18 protein-coding genes are annotated in these 19,188 nt (G+C 51.5%); 14 read left to right on the top strand and 4 right to left on the bottom strand.

Translation table 11 applies throughout. The features are described from left to right. The first annotated feature begins 118 nt into the window (after positions 1 to 118). Together L6H98_RS05340 and rlmN are read left to right on the top strand one after the other, a co-directional pair. A complete protein-coding gene (locus L6H98_RS05340; RefSeq protein ID WP_236413443.1) occupies positions 119 to 1,474 on the top strand; it encodes a sodium-dependent transporter in 1,356 nt (451 codons plus the stop codon). A 239-nt stretch (positions 1,475 to 1,713) separates the two neighbouring features. Beyond that, positions 1,714 to 2,799 (top strand): 23S rRNA (adenine(2503)-C(2))-methyltransferase RlmN, encoded by a 1,086-nt coding sequence (gene rlmN, locus L6H98_RS05335; RefSeq protein ID WP_236413442.1) that lies wholly within the window; start codon positions 1,714 to 1,716, stop codon positions 2,797 to 2,799. A gap of 156 nt (positions 2,800 to 2,955) precedes the next feature. Here rlmN and L6H98_RS05330 read toward each other — a convergent pair whose 3' ends face one another. Then, positions 2,956 to 3,396, bottom strand: a complete 441-nt coding sequence (locus L6H98_RS05330) for a GNAT family N-acetyltransferase (RefSeq protein WP_236413441.1) — start codon at positions 3,394 to 3,396, stop codon at positions 2,956 to 2,958. A 334-nt stretch (positions 3,397 to 3,730) separates the two neighbouring features. Between L6H98_RS05330 and L6H98_RS05325 the strand changes: the two genes are divergently transcribed. From L6H98_RS05325 to L6H98_RS05305, 5 genes are all read left to right on the top strand, one after another. Continuing rightward, positions 3,731 to 4,198: a MarR family transcriptional regulator gene (locus L6H98_RS05325; protein ID WP_236413744.1), complete on the top strand. Its 468-nt coding sequence runs from the start codon at positions 3,731 to 3,733 to the stop codon at positions 4,196 to 4,198. A 104-nt stretch (positions 4,199 to 4,302) separates the two neighbouring features. Next, positions 4,303 to 5,406 carry a glycosyl hydrolase family 8 gene (locus L6H98_RS05320; protein WP_236413440.1) on the top strand — a complete coding sequence of 368 codons (1,104 nt, stop codon included), beginning with the start codon at positions 4,303 to 4,305 and terminating at the stop codon, positions 5,404 to 5,406. A gap of 125 nt (positions 5,407 to 5,531) precedes the next feature. Next, positions 5,532 to 6,407, top strand: a complete 876-nt coding sequence (locus tag L6H98_RS05315; RefSeq protein WP_236413439.1) for a diguanylate cyclase — start codon at positions 5,532 to 5,534, stop codon at positions 6,405 to 6,407. A 20-nt stretch (positions 6,408 to 6,427) separates the two neighbouring features. After that, on the top strand, positions 6,428 to 6,571 hold the full coding sequence (locus tag L6H98_RS05310) for a hypothetical protein (protein ID WP_236413438.1): 144 nt from the start codon (positions 6,428 to 6,430) through the stop codon (positions 6,569 to 6,571). Next, a complete protein-coding gene (locus L6H98_RS05305; RefSeq protein ID WP_236413436.1) occupies positions 6,564 to 7,859 on the top strand; it encodes a glycosyltransferase in 1,296 nt (431 codons plus the stop codon). The genes L6H98_RS05310 and L6H98_RS05305 overlap by 8 nt, the downstream gene beginning before the upstream one ends. A 239-nt stretch (positions 7,860 to 8,098) precedes the next feature. Here L6H98_RS05305 and L6H98_RS05300 read toward each other — a convergent pair whose 3' ends face one another. Further along, complete coding sequence (locus tag L6H98_RS05300; RefSeq protein WP_236413434.1) at positions 8,099 to 8,881, bottom strand: ABC transporter ATP-binding protein; 783 nt, start codon at positions 8,879 to 8,881, stop codon at positions 8,099 to 8,101. Between the two features lie 124 nt (positions 8,882 to 9,005). After that, on the bottom strand, positions 9,006 to 10,235 hold the full coding sequence (locus L6H98_RS05295; protein WP_236413432.1) for an MFS transporter: 1,230 nt from the start codon (positions 10,233 to 10,235) through the stop codon (positions 9,006 to 9,008). Between the two features lie 116 nt (positions 10,236 to 10,351). Between L6H98_RS05295 and L6H98_RS05290 the strand changes: the two genes are divergently transcribed. The 6 genes from L6H98_RS05290 (at position 10,352) to L6H98_RS05265 (ending at position 17,112) form a co-directional block, all read left to right on the top strand. Next, positions 10,352 to 11,194 carry a helix-turn-helix domain-containing protein gene (locus L6H98_RS05290; protein ID WP_236413430.1) on the top strand — a complete coding sequence of 281 codons (843 nt, stop codon included), beginning with the start codon at positions 10,352 to 10,354 and terminating at the stop codon, positions 11,192 to 11,194. Between the two features lie 305 nt (positions 11,195 to 11,499). Next, positions 11,500 to 12,417: an ABC transporter permease subunit gene (locus L6H98_RS05285; protein ID WP_236413429.1), complete on the top strand. Its 918-nt coding sequence runs from the start codon at positions 11,500 to 11,502 to the stop codon at positions 12,415 to 12,417. A gap of 77 nt (positions 12,418 to 12,494) precedes the next feature. Continuing rightward, positions 12,495 to 13,376 carry a carbohydrate ABC transporter permease gene (locus L6H98_RS05280; RefSeq protein ID WP_236413428.1) on the top strand — a complete coding sequence of 294 codons (882 nt, stop codon included), beginning with the start codon at positions 12,495 to 12,497 and terminating at the stop codon, positions 13,374 to 13,376. Positions 13,377 to 13,434: 58 nt separating this feature from the next. Further along, positions 13,435 to 15,027, top strand: a complete 1,593-nt coding sequence (locus L6H98_RS05275) for an extracellular solute-binding protein (RefSeq protein ID WP_236413427.1) — start codon at positions 13,435 to 13,437, stop codon at positions 15,025 to 15,027. Positions 15,028 to 15,048: 21 nt separating this feature from the next. After that, positions 15,049 to 16,017 carry a LacI family DNA-binding transcriptional regulator gene (locus tag L6H98_RS05270; protein WP_236413426.1) on the top strand — a complete coding sequence of 323 codons (969 nt, stop codon included), beginning with the start codon at positions 15,049 to 15,051 and terminating at the stop codon, positions 16,015 to 16,017. Between the two features lie 51 nt (positions 16,018 to 16,068). Continuing rightward, the gene (locus L6H98_RS05265; RefSeq protein ID WP_236413425.1) at positions 16,069 to 17,112 is read left to right on the top strand and encodes a pectinesterase family protein; all 1,044 of its coding nucleotides are present in this window, start codon (positions 16,069 to 16,071) and stop codon (positions 17,110 to 17,112) included. A 168-nt stretch (positions 17,113 to 17,280) separates the two neighbouring features. On the opposite strand, the gene L6H98_RS05260 is transcribed toward L6H98_RS05265, so the two are convergent. Then, complete coding sequence (locus L6H98_RS05260) at positions 17,281 to 18,126, bottom strand: aldo/keto reductase (RefSeq protein ID WP_236413423.1); 846 nt, start codon at positions 18,124 to 18,126, stop codon at positions 17,281 to 17,283. A 306-nt stretch (positions 18,127 to 18,432) separates the two neighbouring features. Between L6H98_RS05260 and L6H98_RS05255 the strand changes: the two genes are divergently transcribed. Next, positions 18,433 to 19,110, top strand: a complete 678-nt coding sequence (locus L6H98_RS05255; RefSeq protein WP_236413421.1) for a TIGR00266 family protein — start codon at positions 18,433 to 18,435, stop codon at positions 19,108 to 19,110. Positions 19,111 to 19,188 lie beyond the last annotated feature (78 nt).

Here is a 19,188-nt window from a genome sequence, read left to right as displayed (position 1 = left end):
TTTTGTGCCAAGTCATTGTAATAAAATAACATTTTGACTTATTTCGATTTTTTGAATGACCTGACACGGAGAGTAGTATATAATAACGAAATAAATTTAGGACAGGTGGAGTAGATACATGAATTTAGGTCATTCCAATTTGGATCCAAACAGCTCCGGCAAGGGGGAACGCTTCTCACGCGCAGGTTTCATCCTGGCTGCGATCGGCAGCTCGGTGGGTTTGGGAAATATGTGGAAGTTCCCTTATATCACGGGGGAAAACGGGGGAGCGGCATTCTTCCTGCTCTTTATCGTCTGTCTTCTGTTGATCGGTCTGCCCGTTCTGCTGGCTGAGCTTGCGATTGGACGCAGCGGCCGCGGAAGCGCCGCCACGGCTTTCATCAAGGCAGGCGGAGGCAAGGGATGGCTGGCTGCAGGATTGCTGCAGGTGCTGACGCCGTTCATCATCTTGTCGTTTTATCTCATCATTGCAGGCTGGACCCTGCATTACGCGGTAACATCCTTTAGCGGAGCCTTGTACAACAATCAGGACTTTGCCGGGCAATTCAGTTCCTTTATGGGCGGATACTTGCCGATCGTTTGGCAGCTCGTTTCCGTTCTCATTACCGGTTTGATCGTTGCCAAAGGGGTATCCGGCGGGATCGAGAAATTCAACAAAGTATTGATTCCGGCGATGCTGGTATTGTTGCTCGTGCTGATGGTTCGCGCATTGACATTGCCTGGAGCAGGAGCGGGAGCATCGTTCTTCCTGAACCCCGACTTCTCGCAATTAACGACCGAATCGGCGCTTGTGGCACTCGGACATGCCTTCTTCTCCCTGTCGCTGGGGATGGGGATCTTGGTCACATACGGCTCTTATGTAGACAAGAATCAATCCCTTGGAGCGGCTACCGTCGCCGTCGGCGCGGGTGACTTGTTATATGCCTTCATTGCAGGGCTGATTATCTTCCCGACGACGTTTTCGTTCGGCATTGCGCCTGACCAAGGACCATCGCTCATCTTCATCGCTTTGCCTGCGGCTTTCTCGGCGATGCCGCTGGGTTTCTTGTTCGGCGGACTGTTCTTCGTGCTGCTGGCCATTGCGGCGTTGACTTCGGCTGTATCGCTGCTGGAGGTGCCGGTCAAATACTTTATGGAAAGACTGTCGTGGAGCCGCAGCCGCTCCGTTTGGGTGCTTTCCCTCGCTGTCTTTATCGTAGGCATTCCGGCCGCATTGTCGATGGGACTTATGCCGGAGCTGAAAATCAATGGCACGGACGTGTTCAGCTGGATGGACTTTGTTGCTTCCAACATCCTGCTGCCCATTGGCGGATTGCTGGTGACCATTTTTGCGGGTTACTTCTGGAAAAATGCAGCCGAAGCCTCCGGCTTGAACGCCGGCTGGTTCAAAGTATGGCTGTTCATGCTTCGGTATGTAGCGCCCGTTCTTGTGTTCCTGGTATTGCTGCATACGTCAGGCATCATTCATTTTTAAAACCAAGGGCGGGCAATTCACCCGCACCCTGGACATGTATTGTTCAGTTTTACCAACCATAAAACCTCTTGGAAGAAAAGCGAAAGGCCTTGTGTTCCTTTTGCAATTTTGGGACAATAAGGTGTAGAGGTTTTTTGAGCGAAACGCAGTCTGTCTCCATATTAGGAAGTTTATCGAAAGACGTTTGGCTTGCGGTTCATCAATAGACCATATGCTTTTTGCGAAAAGAGGATAGCATAATGAACAAACCATCCATCTATGGATTAACTTTAGATCAATTGCGTTCCTGGCTGCCGGAGCATGGACAGAAGAAATCCCGTGCCTCCCGGATCTGGGAACATCTATATCAGGAGCGCTCTCGCGATTTTACGGATATGACCGATGTGCGCCAGGAGTGTCTTGACGTGCTGGCCGAGCATTTTACGATGAATTCGGTCAGCGAACACGTGAAGCAGGAGTCGGCCGACGGCACGGTCAAATTTCTGCTCCGCCTTTATGACGGCAATCTGATCGAAACGGTCTTGATGCGGCAAAAATACGGCTTGACCGTCTGCGTAACCACGCAGGTGGGTTGTAACATCGGCTGCAGCTTCTGCGCGAGCGGCCTGATCAAGAAGAGCCGGGACTTGTCTGCCGGAGAGATCGTTGAACAGGTCATGCACGTGCAGCGTCATCTGGATGCGGCCAGCAAAGGCGAACGCGTCACCAATATCGTGGTGATGGGCATCGGTGAGCCGTTCGACAACTTCCAGAACATGTCCGATTTTATCGAAGTGATCAAGGATCGGAAGGGTCTTGCGCTTGCGGCGAAACGCATTACCGTTTCCACAAGCGGACTGCCGGACAAAATCAAGGAGTTTGCGGACAGCAGCCTGCAGGTGAATCTGGCGATTTCATTGCATGCGCCGAACAACGAGCTGCGGACACGGATCATGAAGATCAACCGTGCGTTCCCGATTGAGCAGCTGATGGACGCCGTGGATTATTACCTGCAAACGACGAACAAACGCATCATGTTCGAATATATTTTGCTGCGCGATGTCAATGATCAACGCGAGCATGCGGCCGAGCTGGCCGAATTGCTTTCCAGCCGGAAGAGCATGGTGAGCGTGAACTTGATCCCGTACAACCCGGTCGATGAACACAGCCAGTATCAGCGAAGTACGGAGGAATCGATTCTCGGATTCTATGATACGCTGAAGAAAAACGACATCAATGCAACGGTGCGTATGGAGCACGGCACAGATATCGACGCCGCTTGCGGACAGCTGCGCAGCAAACAGATGAAAAAACAGCAGCCAGGTCAACTGGCGCTGGGGCAGTAGTGTCTGGGCGCATGCCAATGAAGCTGTGACTGCGGGCTTACTGCAAAGGCACTAAAGCGAATAAAACGCCTATGCACTCCACTTTGTAGAAGTAGGTGCATAGGCGTTTTTGCGTTATCTTTGGGCGTATTGTGGCGATTTCGCTCGCGAACAGCCCTAATTCAATGTTTTGGTCATGAGCAAGTGCGGAATGCCATCCTCCAGAAAAACGTCCGAAGCCGGGGCGTATCCAAGTCGTTCGTAGAAGCCGGAGGCCTGTACCTGAGCGTGAAGTTTCGCTTTGACCAACCCTTGATCCAAGGACATTTGTTCCAGCTTGTCGATGAGCACTCTTCCAAGACCGTGCTTGCGATATTCCATCATAACGCAGATTCGCTCCAGCTTGGCCGTTTGCTCGACAACACGCAGTCTGGCCGAGGCGGCAGGCTCCCCATCGACATGTACAAGGATGTGACGGGCTTCCGTATGAAGCGCATCGTACTGGTCGAACTCGTCTTCTGCCGGCACCCCTTGTTCTTCAACGAAAATGGCTTTGCGAATGGCAAAGCAGGCTTCCAATTGTTCCTGATTTTGAACTTCTGTCACCGTAGTATTCATGAAAATGTCCCCTTTGGTCGGTAATAACCCTTTTCGGCATGGTACACTGAACTTGTCCTGAAATATCAGCAAGAATCGACATCGGAGCGTATGCATCCTGATATTGCAAGTAAAACAACCGATAAATGTGGTCTGTCTCCTGAGAGTTGCACCATCAGATGTTTAGTTATAATATCAGCGAGAATCGACATCGGAGCTAAAGCATCCTGATATTGCAAGTAAAACAACCGCTAAACGTGGTCTGTCTCCTGTGAGTTGCATCAATCAGATGTTTTAGTTATAACACCAACTATGTTGCGAATGCAACAAAAGGTATAGAAAGGCGTGAATGAGCTTGAAAGAGGTCTTGCGCGAAATCGGCATGATTGCCCGCTGTCTCGATTCCATCAGCAACATCGAGTTTCAGCACCTGAACCTGTCCCGGGGACAGTACCTTTATCTTTATCGCATCTGCGAAAATCCCGGCATTATCCCCAATCAGCTGGCCGAGCTGATCAAGGTTGACCGGACGACGGCTGCCCGGGCCATCAGTAAACTGGAGTCGGACGGTTTTATCGTCAAGAAGCCTCAGCAGGGCAATAAAAAGAACAAGCTGCTTTATCCCACCGAGGCGGGACTGGAAGCTTGGGAATTCATTCGCCGGGAAGGCGTGCATTCGGACCAGGTTACGCTTGCCGGATTTACGCCTGAAGAGATCGAAACAGCGGTCCGATTGCTGCGCCGGATGCGCCACAATATTGAAGTGGATTGGAAGTTCGTCAAGAAAGGCGGCCGAAGAGCCTACATGGATTCCACCGAATGAAGCCTACACATGCTGAATTACATCCCTTGGGCGTGCGCCGAACTTGTTTCGGGGATGCTCGTGATCAGAAGGCGGCACACGAGATTCAGAATCAGGAGGAAAGTATGAAACGTACATGGCGAATCTGGATTCCAGCATTGGTGGTGGCAACCGTTGTGCTGGTGGCGGTGATTTTTATGTTAAAGGAAAGATTCGTGATGAACGAAAACTCCCCCACGGCATCGTTTATCCAAAATCATATGACCAATCCCAATGGCACGTTGGCCTCTTATTTGCAGGACGCGCGTTCGGAGAATCCCGATATCGTCGCAGGACGTGAAGCACTGTCCGAGTCGATCGGCCTGTGGATGCAATATGCGGTGGCCAAAAATGATCAGGCCATGTTTGAGCAGAGTTATACATTGTTAAAAACGTATTTTCTCATGCCGCAAAAGTACATAGCCTGGAAGCTGGATGCGGATGGAACATCGCATGTGACGACCAATGCGCTTGGCGATGATTTCCGCATCGTGAATGCCTTGTTGGCCGCAGCCGACCAGTGGGCCGACGGGAGAGAGGACAAGCTGCAAACGGCAGCCGCCATCTCTCGGGTGTTGACGGAATTCGTGCAGCAGCATGGATACTATGTCGATTTCCATGATTTCTCCAATGGTTATTCGTCGGATCTATTAAGCCTGGTCTATGTGGATCTGCCTGCCCTGAAAGCGATGGAGTCGCATGAAATGCTGCAGCCGGGGACCTATGGCAAATACAAAGGCCTGCTTCAAAGCATGCCTGATGATGGCGTGTTTTATGCCAAAACCTTTGATCCATCGACCAAACAATTTGCATATAGCGATACGGTAAATTTGATCGACCAATTGATCATTGCCAACCATTTGATGGAGACCCCGCGCAAACCCGACAAACTGATCACTTTTCTGAAAAAGGAAATGAACCGGCTGCACTACCTTCCGGGCCAATACAACCGTACCCAGCGCACGCCCTCCGTTACTTATGAGTCGCCTGCCGTTTACGGTCTTGCCATCGAGCTAGCCATTCGGGCAGACGATCCCAAGTGGGCGAAGCAGCTGTACAAACAGATGGTGAAATTGCGGGATCAAGACTCACGCTATCCGGGAGGATACGTTTCGGGCGGGAATACGCATATGTTTGATAACCTTGTCGCTTTGCTCGGAGAGACGAAATTGTATCATTTCTTGAAATAGTATATGAAAATAGTATATAAAAATTTTCATTTCAATTACGATTGTTTATGCTAGTATATAATTGTCAAACGGTGTCATAAATTAGCGAAATAACGTTTGGAAAAACGTCTGGAAAGAAGGGAACCATGAGAAACAAAGCGCCCATCCTTCGCATGGCTTGGGGTTATGCCATTTTGATCGGGTTAGCGGTCATTCAACAGCTGCTCGTTTATCTCAAGCTGTATCTCAATCAAAGCTACACTCTGATTGATGTTGTATTCAGCATCGCTGCCCTTGGCGCGCTGGTCGTTGGTTTTGTTATACCGGTAGGCGTCTCTGTCGTCATTGGATTTATTTATTTGGTGTCTTATTTTGTATGGCTTGTAACGTATGCCGATGTGAACGTCATCTCGTTTTCCTGGTGGCTGCTCATTCCGGCTAACGTGGCTGTGGCAGCCTTTATCAAGGTAGGGCTCGTACGCAGCGCACGCGTGATGGAGCGATTGCAGGAGCTGCAGGACCGCAATCCCGAGGTTGACCTCGATACGTCGCTGGGAAATCGCGAGGCTTTTGCCGATACGGTCATCAAACAGAGCAATTTGGCAAAGCGTTACTCGGACCAATACGGCTTCAGCATGGCCATGTTCAAAATCGAGTTTTTGTCGCTGGTGCAGGAATCGCTCGGCTCCGTCCGTTATGCCCAATTTTTGCAGGAACTATCGAATACGATTCAGAAGCAGATCCGGTATGAGGATTATAAGTTTTATGTGGATCGCGGACGTTTCGTTATTTTATGTCCGATGACCAATGCGGACTTTTTGCCGGAGATGACGAAGCGAATCAGAGATGCCATGATGAACCTCCAGTTTATCGACAAAAAAGGAAACGAGCTGCAAACCGTGATCAAGTCCGGGGCATTGGTGTTCCAAAAAGAGCAGTTTGACAAGTACGAACATGTCGATGCGGTAATCGCCGCTCTTGAGCGCAACACGGAAACGGACCTTATTGGAGAATACATCTAGACTGAAGGGGAGGATCATCCATGGATTATGTATCCTGGTTTATCCCGCTTTGCATTGCGGTAAGCAGTTTTTTTATCATCTCGATCCTTATACTGACCGTGGCTACGCTGCGTTTCCGGGAACGGATCAACAGAAAATATGATCGGAGGAGAATGAATGGCTGATACCGTGTTATTGCTGTCCATTCTCAGCATCTGGATCTCCGTGACCGAAGCCATTATCATCATGGCCGGGGCCATTCGATTCATTCATCGCCAGGAAAAGCAACCCATCGAAATTCCCGTGAATATGGATCACTTTCCAACGGTGTCGGTGTTGGTGCCCGCCCATAACGAAGGGCTTGTCATTGTGTCTACCGTGGAGCATATTCTACGTTTGAATTATCCTGAGCATAAGGTGCAGGTCATTGTCATTGCTGACAACTGCACGGACGATACGGCCGAACGCTTGAAAAAACTGAAGGCCAATACGAGCTATGCCGAGCGGGATTTCACGATTCTTGAGCGAACCGGCGCGGGCGGCAAATCCGGAGCGTTGAATGACGCTCTTCAAATGTCCACGGGCGAATGGATTTGCGTATATGATGCCGATGCCGCGCCTGAACGCAACGCATTGTTATTTCTGGTGCAAAAAGCGCTTGAAAACCCGGAGAAGCACGGCGCTGTTTTTGGCCGGAACAAAGCCCGCAATCGTGGACAGAACTTTCTCTCCCATTGTATCAATCTCGAGCTTGTGACCGTGCAGCGCGTCCACCATACCGGATTGTGGGAACTGTTCAAGCTGGGTACGATTCCCGGAACCAACTATATCATCAAATCCCAGTTGATCAGGGAAATCGGAGGCTGGGACCCGGACGCGATTACGGAGGATACGGCGGTTTCCTTCGATGTGCTCACGCGTGGGCAGCTTATCGCGCTGGCTCCGCGTGCCGAGGCTTATCAGCAGGAGCCGGAGCAGTTGCAGGTTTACATGAAACAGAGACAGCGTTGGTCCAAAGGCAACTACCAGGTGGTCATCGATAATGTGAAACACCTGTTTGACCGTACCAGTTGGAGAATCAAGCTGCATGTGCTTTATTATGCGGCAAGCTATTTTTGGTTCATGATCGCCATTCTCGTATCGGACATCATTTTCGTATCCAACATCATTTATCAGATTGTTGCGTTATTCAATCCTGATGTCGTCTCGCCGTTCCAGTTTGCCGGAGACGTGTACGTATACCTCGTGATTGCCTGGGCACTCATGTATTACATTTATGTTCTGCAAATCACGCTGGCGCTTTCGGCCGATATCGGGCAGTTGAACACACGGAATTTTATCGTGGCATGCATATCCTACTTCACGTATGCCCAGTTATTCCTGATCATTTCCGTGAAGGCATTTATCTCCCTGATCGGGGACAAAATTCTCCGCAGGGAAACAAAGTGGTACAAAACCCAGCGCTTTGGCTGATGTCGCTTGTTAAACGTAAAGGACTGTTTTCCGGTTGGTTTCGGAGACGGTCTTTTTGCGTTAGGCGTGGCATACTGCGCGACGTTTTGCACATTTACGGGAGAGGTATGCACAATTTGTGGGGATAACCGTTGAAAGGGAACAGCCCCGATATCTATCCACATGTGGATAAATCATTCGGGGCATGACAAAGGCGTTTCTGCACAGGTTGTACACATCGTATGGATAAATGGCTTGAGTTATGATGACTGCGCGGCACGCACATACACGCGTTCACCGTGCCAGTCGACCTCTACCGGGGCTTCGAAAAAACGGGTCAGCACATCCACGTTCATCAGGTCTTTGGTGAGTCCGCGCTCGACCACCTCGCCCCTGCGCAGCAGCAGGCTGTGCCGGAAAGCCGGCAGAATCTCTTCGGTGTGATGGGTGACATAAATAAGCGAAGGCGTATCTTCCCTGGCAGCCAATGCACTGATGCTGTTCAACAGCTGTTCCCTGGAGAACAGATCGAGGCCGTTGCACGGCTCGTCGAGAATCAGAATGCGCGGATTGGCCATCAGCGCGCGGGCGATGAGCAGCTTCTGCTTCTCTCCCTGCGAACAGGTGCGGTATTCGCGGTCCCAGAGGTGCCCGCAGCCGAGCATATTCATCCAATGTCTGGCTTGATCGAGGTCGTTATCATCCAACTTGTCGTACAGTCCAATCGTGGCGTGTTTGCCGCTGATCACGACGTATTGCGTACGATCCGTTCCGTACAGCTTCTCCTGCAGGGAGGAGCTGACCCAGCCGATGGACTTTCGTAGTTGACGCAAGTCGACGTCTCCATACGTGTGCCCCAGCACCGAGATGCTGCCTTCGGTCGGCCACAAATAACCGGTAATCATGTTGAGGAGCGTTGTTTTGCCCGACCCGTTCAGGCCAAGCAGGGCCCAGTGCTCGCCATCGCCCACCTGCCAGGTCACATCGTTCAGCAAGGTGAGCGGCCCTCTTTTCCACGTTACATGCTGCACATCAATCATCATGTCAGTTACCCTTCTTTCCATTGACCTATTCCTCGTTTTCCTGAAAATGCCGTCTTTGCGATTCATGCTTATATGTCAGCTTTTGTACATTGTAGACCGAATGCTCGCCATTGTTCAACCGCAATCAGGCGGCTGCCTGCTTTCCTTTGGGCAGAAAGATGGCGAACACGCCCAGCAGCGGCAGGAAAGAACACAACTGGATGACCCAAGCGACGCTGGTGGCATCCATCAGGGAGCCCAGCACGACGGACCCCAGTCCCGCCATGCCGAAGGAAAGTCCAAAAAACAGGCCGGATACCGTACCGATGTGATTTGGCAGCAGCTCTTGCGCATAGACGATAATTACGCTAAATCCGGACATCAGGATGATGCCGATGCATGCGCAAAGCACCATGGCCCAGATCGGACCTGCATAAGGGAGCAGGATCGAGAAAGGGGCCGTGCCTGCAATGGAAAACCAGATCATCGGCTTACGTCCGAATCGGTCGGCCAAAGGACCGCCAATCAGGGTGCCGACCATGCCCGCAAATTGAAGGATAAACAGGCAAATCTGCGCCTGGGACAACGATAAGCCGTAATGGTCGGCATAATAAAACGAATAATATCCCGTCATTCCTGCCAAATAGACGAACTTGGAGAAGAGAAGCAGGATCAGAATGCCCAGCGTAAAGGCAATGAACGTTTTGCTGTATACTGCTGAGCCTCCGGCCTGTTCCTGACGCTTAAGTGACCGCTTCGCTTCCGAGCTCGCCTGCTGCAGGGCCAGCCTGTCTTTGTACCACCGGCTGACATAGGTCTGAATCAGCATGCCCGCCAGGGCCAGACCAATAAGCCACAGGAAGCTGTGCTGCCCGCGCGGCAGGATCAGGTAAGCAACGACCAGTGGCGCCAAAGCTTGCCCGGTATTGCCTCCAACCTGAAAAATCGACTGGGCCAGCCCACGTCCTTTGCCTGCAGCCATGTGCGCAACACGGGAAGATTCCGGATGGAGCACGGAAGAGCCTACGCCCAGCAGGGCTGCCGACACAAGCAGCATCCACAGTTCGGTGGATAGCGCGAATCCCAGCATGCCGAGCAGCGAGCAGAGCATGCCCCCAGGCAGCAGAATCGGCATCGGTTTGCGATCCGACATATAGCCGATCAACGGCTGCAGAACGGATGCGGTAATGTTCAGCATAAACGCGATCCATCCCATTTGCGCAAAGCTCAGCTGCAGCGTTTGCTGGAAGAGCGGGAACGATGCCGGAACGACCGTCTGCATCGCGTCGTTGAGCAGATGAGCGAAGCTTACGCCGGCCAGTGCCCAGTTTGCGGCGTGGTTCACTTGCAATTTCATGTAGGCCGTCTGGGCCATGGAAATCACCTCGAAGATTTTTCTACTCATCATAGAAGATCGCAAACGGTTTGTCTTTGCGAAAAGTGCTGGGAAAGTACGCACTTTTTGCTATAATGTCAGCAGGTGAGAACAATATGGAATTGAACATAATGATGAACGATCTGGAACTATGGAAAGCTTCGGGCCGTTTTGCCAATGAACCGCATGTCCATGACGACTGGTATCAGGTCACGATGCCCGTGAGCGGAATATGCGATTTCGTTCAGGAACGCCGTGCCTATCAACTCGCTGCCGGAAAGGCCATTGTGGCGCATCCCCAAACCGAGCACTTTTTTCAGATGGATTCGGATACGAGCGTTATCGTCATCAAATTTCGCAGCCTTCCTGTGGCCGGTGGGAAGGATGGAGAACGGGAACATCGGCAGCAGGAGGTGAAGAGCCTGCATGTATTCGATACGCGGGAGATCAACACGTTGTTCAGAAGCTGTAGCGCCATTCTGCTGGAGGATGCACCGGAACCGCTTCAAATGCAGGAGCTTGAATTCAAGGTGCAAAGGTATCTGGACGGTTTGTTGAAGGGGCGGGAGCATTCCCCCCGGGAAGAAGGATTGCTTTCGGCTAAGCCTGCGCGAGTGGACGGTTTTTTCCTGGGGACCGCAGACACACATTTGACCCGGGTGCTTGAATATATTCACGACAGTTATACATCCGGTGCAATGAACATTGATTCGATGGCTGCCGTTGCGCATCAGAGCAGGTATCATTTCATGCGTTCGTTCAAAGCGATGACCGGATCGACCCCGCATCAATATGTGTTGAGGCTGCGGGTGGAACAGGCTTCGATGTTATTGCGCCGAACGCAGGCAAAAGTGACGGATATTTGTGCGCAGTGCGGATTCTCAAGCATCGACCAATTTTATCGGGCCTTTCTGCGGCTCAAGGGTTTAACACCCACCGAATACCGGCGTCAGACGTAATGCCTGCTCTGTAGAAGGAGCGTAAGGCATTACGTTTTTTGTGATTTGAAGGGGCTAGTTGTACAAAAAAATAGTGGCTTCCGACGGATTTGTTTATTGCTAAATTGTGGAGGCTCTGCTATGATGGGTAAAATGTTATGTAAGCGTATTCATTTAAGGCAAAATTACAACGTTGTAATTATAAACATCCAGCATAAATTTTTGTACGTATCCTATTTAATTATGAGATATTCCATCTGGTTTATCTATAAATTTGTTCGAAATTTCAAACGTTGTAATTTATGAAGAGAAGGAGCTGATTCAAGGTGAAAAGACGGTGGGAGGCGCTGTTCAAGCTGATGCGGCGCGACAAATACCTGCTGCTGATGTTCTCGCCCATCTTTCTGTATTACGTCGTGTTTATGTATGTTCCAATGCCCGGGGTTCTGCTGGCCTTCCGGAATTTTATGCCGGGTCAGGGCGTGTTCAGCGGAGAATGGGTGGGTCTGAAGTGGTTTGATCAATTCGTGCATTCCATCTATTTCTGGAGGCTGCTGCGGAATACGTTCCTGCTTGCATTCCTTCCGCTTCTCTTCGGGTTTTCGATTCCGATCCTGTTCGCGATTTGCATTGTAGAAATCAAAAACCGGGTGTTCAAACGTTTCGCGCAGACCGTGACGTATCTTCCCCATTTCATCTCGACCGTGGTTGTCGCCGGCATGATCATCAACTTTCTCTCTCCGACCGATGGCATCGTCAACACGCTGATCATGAAGCTTGGCATGGATCCCGTCAATTTCATGATGGAGCCGGGGTGGTTCCGTACCATTTTCACCAGCTCGGACATCTGGCAGAGCTTCGGCTTCAGCTCGATTATCTATATCGCTGCCATCATGGGCATCGACTCCGAAATGTACGATTCCGGCAAAATCGACGGTGTCAACAAATTTCAGGAGCTGTGGCACCTGACGCTGCCGAGCATCAAACCCACGATTGTGATCCTGTTATTGCTGTCGTTGGGCGGCATCATGAATGTAGGCTTCGAAAAGGTGTACCTGCTCTACAATCCCGCTACATACGATACCGCTGATGTTCTCTCCACTTATGTTTACCGTATGGGAATTATCGGACAAAACTACGGATTTGCGACCGCCGTCGGCCTCTTCAACTCCATCGTGACGTTTATTCTCGTCCTGGCAGCCAATACGCTGACGCGACGATTGACCAAGATGTCCTTATGGTAAGCCCATCATTAAGAAGCTGCGAGAAACTTAGCGGTACTTGATTTCGTCGCAGCTTCTAACTTCAAAGGAGGCGAAACATGAAGATTTCCGCAAGCGACCGGTTATTTTACGTTCTGGTTCACATTTTGACCATTCTTGCCGTGGTGGTCACCCTGTATCCTTTTCTATATGTGATCAGCATTTCGTTCAGTTCCGTCGATGCCATCGACAAACAGAAGGTGTCTCTGTTCCCCGTTGAATTTACGCTGTCCGGATACAAGATGGTGCTGCAATACCGTGAACTGTGGGTGTCCTTCTACAATACGGTCTGGTATACCGTGGTGGGCACGCTGCTTAATGTAGTGGCCACATGTCTGGCTGCATTTCCGTTATCCCGGCCGCAATTTTTTCTGCGCAGGAAACTTAACTTTTTCATCGCATTCACGATGTATTTCTCCGGTGGCCTGATTCCGGCATACATGCTGATTAACTCGCTGGGCCTGTATAACACCCGTTGGGTGATGGTACTGCCCGTGTTGGTCATTACGTTTAACGTTATGATCTGCCGCTCCGCACTGGAAGGCATTCCGAATGAAATATTCGAAAGCGCGAGTATTGACGGGGCCAATGAGATTACGATGCTGTACCGGCTGGCCGTGCCCATCATCAAGCCTACGTTGGCCGTGCTGGCACTGTATTATGCCGTGTTTCACTGGAACAATTTTTTTACCGCATTGCTTTATTTGGGGAAACAGGATATGCAGCCGCTCCAGATGTTTCTGCGCAGGGTGCTTGTCATGGCCTCCCCCGAGGTCATGCAGAAAATGGGCGGCGCGATGACCAGCAATGCACTGGCGGTATCCACCATCCAAGTGCGTTATGTATCCATTGTGGTCAGCATCGTTCCCATCGTCATGATCTACCCTTTTATCCAACGGTATTTCGTCAAGGGCATCACCCTCGGAGCCGTGAAAGGATAGCTTTACCCGCAAGCCATATCTAATCATGTGTTGTTCATGAAAAGGGAGGAGTCGACGGATGAAATTCAAAGGGGCAAGCAAAATCGCATTATTTGCATGGCTGGCGATCAGTTTGGCAGGCTGCAGCAGCGGGGGGACGGGAGGAAGCGCTGATGGAGGAGCTTCGGCGGAAGCAGAGTCGAGCTATAACTACACGGGAGCCGGCCCGGTGACCGACACGCCGGATGCCAGGCTGTCGATTCTGGCGACCAATGCCTGGACAACGAACGTGGACCTTTCCACAGCTGAAATCGTCAAAAAGATCGAAGGAAATGCCGGCGTCACGGTCGATTGGGACCTCATTCCGCCGCAAAACTACGCCGACGCGGTCAGCCCGCGGCTGGCGGCCGGATCGGACCTGCCGGATATCGTTTATTTGCCGGATCAGGACCAATTAATGAAGTATATCAATAGCGGCCTTTTTCTCCCGCTGGATGAGCTGTACGAGAAATACGGCGTCAATTTGAAGAAAATTTATGAAAAATCACCGTCCATTAAGGCAAGTCTGACCACGCCGGATGGTAAAATGTATTATGTGCCGCAGCAAACGCTGACCCGGAACTATATGCCATTATTCATGATCAACCAGCGGTGGCTGGGCAAGCTGAATCTGCAGGAGCCAACGACGTTGGACGAATTTACCGCCATGCTGCGCGCGTTCAAGGCTGGGGACCCGAATGGAAACGGCAAAGCCGATGAAATTCCGCTTTCCATGGAATCCAAGTTTATTCCGATGGCGTTTGGGCCGGCCTTTGGTCTGGATCTGTCCAACAACTTCTATGCCGATGATCAAGGCAAGGTGCATTTCAGCTATTACGAGCCGGCATACAAGGAGTATTTGGCGTATCTGAACGGTCTTTATAAAGAAGGACTGCTGACGGTTGATTATGCCAGCACGACGGGCGATCAGGTGACTTCCCGCATTTCGCAGGACGTGACCGGGGTGACGTTCAACTTCAGTTGGTACCAGTCGATGGTATACAGCCCGCTGTTCAAGGATTATGATCCCAAAGAGCCTGTATTCAAAGGCATCGCGCCGCTGAAGGGACCGCACGGAGATCAGTTCTACATTGGACGCACGCCGGTGAGCGGCATCTTCGGCATTTCGAAAAACAGCAAAAATCCGGATCTCGCCTTCAAATTCCTCGATTACGGAGTCAGCGAGGAAGCCCAGACCATGTATACATGGGGCATCAAAGACGACACGTATACGGAAGAGAATGGCGAGAAGAAATTCACGGACAAAGGCAAGGACAACGAATACATTCAGAAGCTGGGCATCGGTCCGGTGAATCTGCCGAACATTCAGTCCACCGACTCAGCCGATGCGGTTGTGCCGGAGTGGCACTCCAGCTTGGACAAAGAACTGGAGAAGTACGTGCATGAACCGTTCCCGTTTGTGTACGCGCTGCCGGACGAAGCCTCAATTGAAAGCACAACCATGCCTGACATTACCACGTATGTACAAGAGATGAATTTCAAATTCATCAGCGGTGAGCTGGGGCTGGATCAGTTCGACAGTTACATCGAAACGTTGAAAAACATGAACGTCGAGCAGGTCATTGCCGGAAGGCAGGCCCAATATGACCGCTACATGGCCGCACAAAAATAACCCTTTTGAGGTGTAGGACGTTTGATAACAATTAAGGACATTGCCAAATTGGCGGGGGTGAGCTACAGCACCGTATCCAAGGCGCTGAATGGCGACCCCCGCATCAAACATGAGACGAGACAGAAAGTGCTCGCTATCGCGGAGAAGCATCATTACCGCAAAAACATGCTTGCGAGCCAGCTTTCGACAGGCAGGAGCAGCATTATCGGCTTTGTATTGGACGAACTTAGCAATCCTTTGTTCTCTACAATCTCGGGGAATCTGCATGCGGAACTGAAAAAGCGGGGGTATCAGATGATTCTCGTCGTAGCCGACGACGGTCTGGACATCTTCAGCCAGCTTCGTGTGGATGGATGCATTCTGTGGGATTTTGCACTGAACAACCGGGAGACGTTCTGGAAAGGTTTTGCTTCCCTGAACATGCCTTGCTTCGTGCTGGGCACGGATGAGACCCCCAATTCCCCCTACATTAAAATTGATCGCAAAGAGGGCATTTTCCGCGCGGTGGAACATTTGAAGGGATTGGGGCACCAGCGCATCGGATTTATCGGAAACTCCCAGCATATCAAGCTGGAGGGGTATCGCGAGGCCATGCAGCGCACCGGTCTGGCGTTCAATCCGGGCCATGTGCTGCCAGCCCACTCTTCCTGGGAAGACGGGTACTTTGCGATCCGCAAGCATGCGTTCGATTCGAATTCGCCAACGGCTTTCATCGGTCTGAACAACCTGGTGACTCGGGGGGCGCTGCGCGCGCTGCTCGAAGCGGGCTATAGCGTTCCGGGGGACGTTTCTCTTATTGGTTATGACGATCTGCCGGACATGCAGTATGCGGAAGTGGCGCTGACCACGATCGGCCCTCCGCTGGATGAACTGGCCGTGCAAGCGGCGGAGTTAATCGTAGCGTTGATCCGGGACGAAGAGGTGGATGTTCCGGTCGTGATCCAGCCCAGGCTGTACCATCGCAGCTCGGTGGGGCCATGCCGGGGATGAGGCTTCACTTTCAGGAACATGGAATAGAAATGAAAGAAGGAGGATGAACGGATGGCGACGTTTCAGCCGATGGACGGATCAGGGAAGACGGCATACCGCTGCACGGTGGCCATGGACGGAAGCGGAGATTATCGCACTATTCAGTCGGCGTTAAATGCCATTCCGGCCGATGTTTCCGGGGAGGCGGTCATATCCATTAGAGCCGGGGTGTACAAAGAGAAGCTGACCATCGACAGGGAGGGCGTTCGCCTTGTCGGCGAAGGGGCGGATAACACGGTCATTACTTATGATGACTATGCGCTTAAACGTTTTCCGAACGGCGAGCTCTACCATACGTTCCATTCATATACCGTTTTGATTGCCGCGGACGATTTTATCGCAGAAGGCATTTCGTTCGTGAACGCGGCTGGCCCGGGCAAGCAGGTCGGTCAGGCCATCGCCGCTTACGTCGATGGAGACCGGGCCGCGTTCAGGCGCTGTCATTTCATCGGACATCAGGATACGCTCTTTACCGGACCGCTGCCGGAGCAGCCGATGGATCGCAGTTTTTTCGGCGGACCTCGCGATGGGCTGGAGCGGCGCAAGCTTCGTCAATATTACGAGGATTGTTACATCGAAGGGGACGTTGATTTCATTTTCGGTTCGGCGACGGCGTTGTTTCAAGGGTGTGAAATCTTCTCCAAGAACAGGTTTTCGGGCCAAGAGATGCCGCAGGGGGAAGTGAACGGTTGGATCACGGCGGCTTCCACGCCGGAGGGAGTCCGGTACGGCTATGTGTTCAGCAATTGCCGCCTTACCGGCGACGCTCCGCCCCGATCCGTTTATTTGGGTCGGCCATGGCGCAACGATGCCAAAACATGTTTTCTTCACTGCTGGATGGGCCCGCATCTAAGGCGTGAAGGATGGCATAATTGGAACAAAAGCGAGGCCGAGTCTACCGTGCTCTACGCCGAATATCAAAGCAGCGGACCCGGAGCAGCCGAGGCCGGAGAGCGTGTGCCCTGGGCCAAAGTGCTGAGCGACGAAGAGGCGGCAGAATATGCAGATGCCTTGGTTGTGGCAGGAGAGGATCATTGGCGGCCCTTTGCTCGGTAATTCGGTTATCGACGGATGCAGAAGGCCGGGGTGCGGGTTCTTTCACTGCGATATGGGTTGATGCGCCAAACAAGCCAATGGACTTCCCGAAAAGCGGGCAATCCATTGGCTTGTTTGGTCTAGCTGCTTGGTGTGATTGATTAGCTCGGATACAACATCTGTCGTGGTTTAGAAGTTGAAGTTATCCGGGTCGGGACCGACGCGAACATTTTCGTTCAACCCGGAGATGCGATCCATTTCTTCCTTCGTCAATTCGAAGTCGAAGATGGACGCATTTTCGATAATGCGGTGTTCCTTGGTGGACTTCGGAATGGTGACGACGCCGTTTTGCAGATCCCAGCGCAGAATGATCTGGGCCACGCTTTTTCCTTTGGCGGCCGCAATCTCGGTCAGGACCGGGTTATCCAGCAGTTGTCCCTGCATGAGCGGGGACCAGGCCTCAAGCTGAATGCCGTGTTGGTCGCAGAAGGCTTTGAGTTCTACCTGGGTCAGTCGGGGATGGTATTCGACCTGATTGACCATCGGTTTGATTTCCGCATCCTGCAGCAAGTCCTCCAAATGATGAATCTGGAAGTTGCTGACGCCGATGGCTTTGATGCGGCCGGCTTTGTACAGCTCCTCCATCGCTTTCCAGGCACCTTTATATTTGCCAGCTTTTGGCCAGTGGATCAGGTACAGATCCAGATATTCCAACCCCAGCTTGCTCATGGTTGCGTCAAAGGCAGCGAGCGTTTCCTCATATCCGAGATCAGCCGTCCATACTTTGGACGTAATGAATAATTCCTCACGCTTCACGTTGTATTCTTTCATCGCTTCGGCAATCGCCTGGCCGACGCCGGCTTCGTTGCCATAGATGGCGGCCGTATCCACGCTGCGGTAGCCGTGCTCGATGGCCTTTTTGACCGCTGCAATCAATTCGGAGCCCTCGTTTACCTGAAATACGCCCAGGCCGAACCAAGGCATACGAACGCCATTATGTAAGGTTACCGTCGATTGTAGATGTTGTGCTGTCATGGAATGACCTCCTCTGGATTGATATATCCAACCCTAAACAAAGGGATATGGATGAATAATTTAAATATGATCCGATTGAATCTATATAGATTGAATTGGACTCAATATATTATAATATAGTAAAATACGAAATTAAAGTTTATATAACATTGGAAGAGACTAGGGTACAGACCGCAGGTTTTCGTTCAGTGGATTTTTGTTCCCTGCAGATGCTATTATGAATTATTCTTTCGGTACTTATTCCACCGACGTTATATGATTGTTGGAACCGATTCTAATGCATTTCATCCAAGGAGCTGAGGAACGATGAATTACGAAATTTTGCATGAGGGTGCGTTTGCGATGCTTCGCGTTCGTCTGCAGCGCGGGGAACGATTCAAGGCGGAAAGCGGCGCTATGGTATCCATGACGCCGACGGTCGAATTGAAAGGTTCTGCGGAAGGCGGCATGCTCGCCGGTTTTGGCCGGATGCTTAGCGGAGAGAAGTTTTTCTTTCAGGAATTAACTGCAGTCGGCGGTCCCGCCGAAATTTTGCTTTCGCCCTCCAGCATAGGAAGCGTGGAAGCGGTCGAACTGGACGGCTCGTATTCCCTATATGTGCAGAAAGACGGCTTTCTCGCAGGCACGGAGGGCATTCAAGTCCACAGCAAGATGCAAAACCTGAAAAAGGGGCTATTTTCGGGCGAGGGCTTCTTTATCGTCGAGATCAGCGGCCGGGGCACGGTATTTCTGTCGTCATACGGGGCCATTCATGCCCTTCCATTGGCGGCGGGTGAGGAAGTGATCGTGGACAATGCCCATTTGGTGGCGTGGCCCCAGTACATGGACTACCGGATTGAAAAAGCTTCGCAAGGGTGGTTCTCCAGCGTAACCAGCGGGGAAGGCCTTGTATGCCGATTCCGCGGAGAAGGTATCGTCCTGATCCAGAGCCGAAACCCTCAAGGATTCGGGCAATGGGTGAAGCAGTTCATTCCTTCGCGTTAGGAAATGATGAATACGCATACGGTTTGCAACGGATTTCAATATCCAGGCGTTATTACACTACATGGACCCGGATCCAAT

It is taken from the genome of Paenibacillus sp. JJ-223, assembly GCF_927798175.1.
Classification (GTDB): domain Bacteria; phylum Bacillota; class Bacilli; order Paenibacillales; family Paenibacillaceae; genus Paenibacillus; species Paenibacillus hubeiensis.
Note: the sequence above shows the minus strand (reverse complement) of the source record. Positions and strands in the feature narration are given on the sequence as shown.

Coding starts and splice junctions, on each gene's coding strand:
- L6H98_RS05265 (WP_236413425.1), top strand. CDS start 16,069: ATGGCGACGTTTCAGCCGATGGACGGATCAGGGAAGACGGCATACCGC.
- L6H98_RS05300 (WP_236413434.1), bottom strand. CDS start 8,881: ATGATGATTGATGTGCAGCATGTAACGTGGAAAAGAGGGCCGCTCACC.
- L6H98_RS05280 (WP_236413428.1), top strand. CDS start 12,495: ATGAAGATTTCCGCAAGCGACCGGTTATTTTACGTTCTGGTTCACATT.
- L6H98_RS05255 (WP_236413421.1), top strand. CDS start 18,433: ATGAATTACGAAATTTTGCATGAGGGTGCGTTTGCGATGCTTCGCGTT.
- L6H98_RS05295 (WP_236413432.1), bottom strand. CDS start 10,235: ATGGCCCAGACGGCCTACATGAAATTGCAAGTGAACCACGCCGCAAAC.
- L6H98_RS05305 (WP_236413436.1), top strand. CDS start 6,564: ATGGCTGATACCGTGTTATTGCTGTCCATTCTCAGCATCTGGATCTCC.
- rlmN (WP_236413442.1), top strand. CDS start 1,714: ATGAACAAACCATCCATCTATGGATTAACTTTAGATCAATTGCGTTCC.
- L6H98_RS05290 (WP_236413430.1), top strand. CDS start 10,352: ATGGAATTGAACATAATGATGAACGATCTGGAACTATGGAAAGCTTCG.
- L6H98_RS05275 (WP_236413427.1), top strand. CDS start 13,435: ATGAAATTCAAAGGGGCAAGCAAAATCGCATTATTTGCATGGCTGGCG.
- L6H98_RS05320 (WP_236413440.1), top strand. CDS start 4,303: ATGAAACGTACATGGCGAATCTGGATTCCAGCATTGGTGGTGGCAACC.
- L6H98_RS05310 (WP_236413438.1), top strand. CDS start 6,428: ATGGATTATGTATCCTGGTTTATCCCGCTTTGCATTGCGGTAAGCAGT.
- L6H98_RS05315 (WP_236413439.1), top strand. CDS start 5,532: ATGAGAAACAAAGCGCCCATCCTTCGCATGGCTTGGGGTTATGCCATT.
- L6H98_RS05330 (WP_236413441.1), bottom strand. CDS start 3,396: ATGAATACTACGGTGACAGAAGTTCAAAATCAGGAACAATTGGAAGCC.
- L6H98_RS05260 (WP_236413423.1), bottom strand. CDS start 18,126: ATGACAGCACAACATCTACAATCGACGGTAACCTTACATAATGGCGTT.
- L6H98_RS05340 (WP_236413443.1), top strand. CDS start 119: ATGAATTTAGGTCATTCCAATTTGGATCCAAACAGCTCCGGCAAGGGG.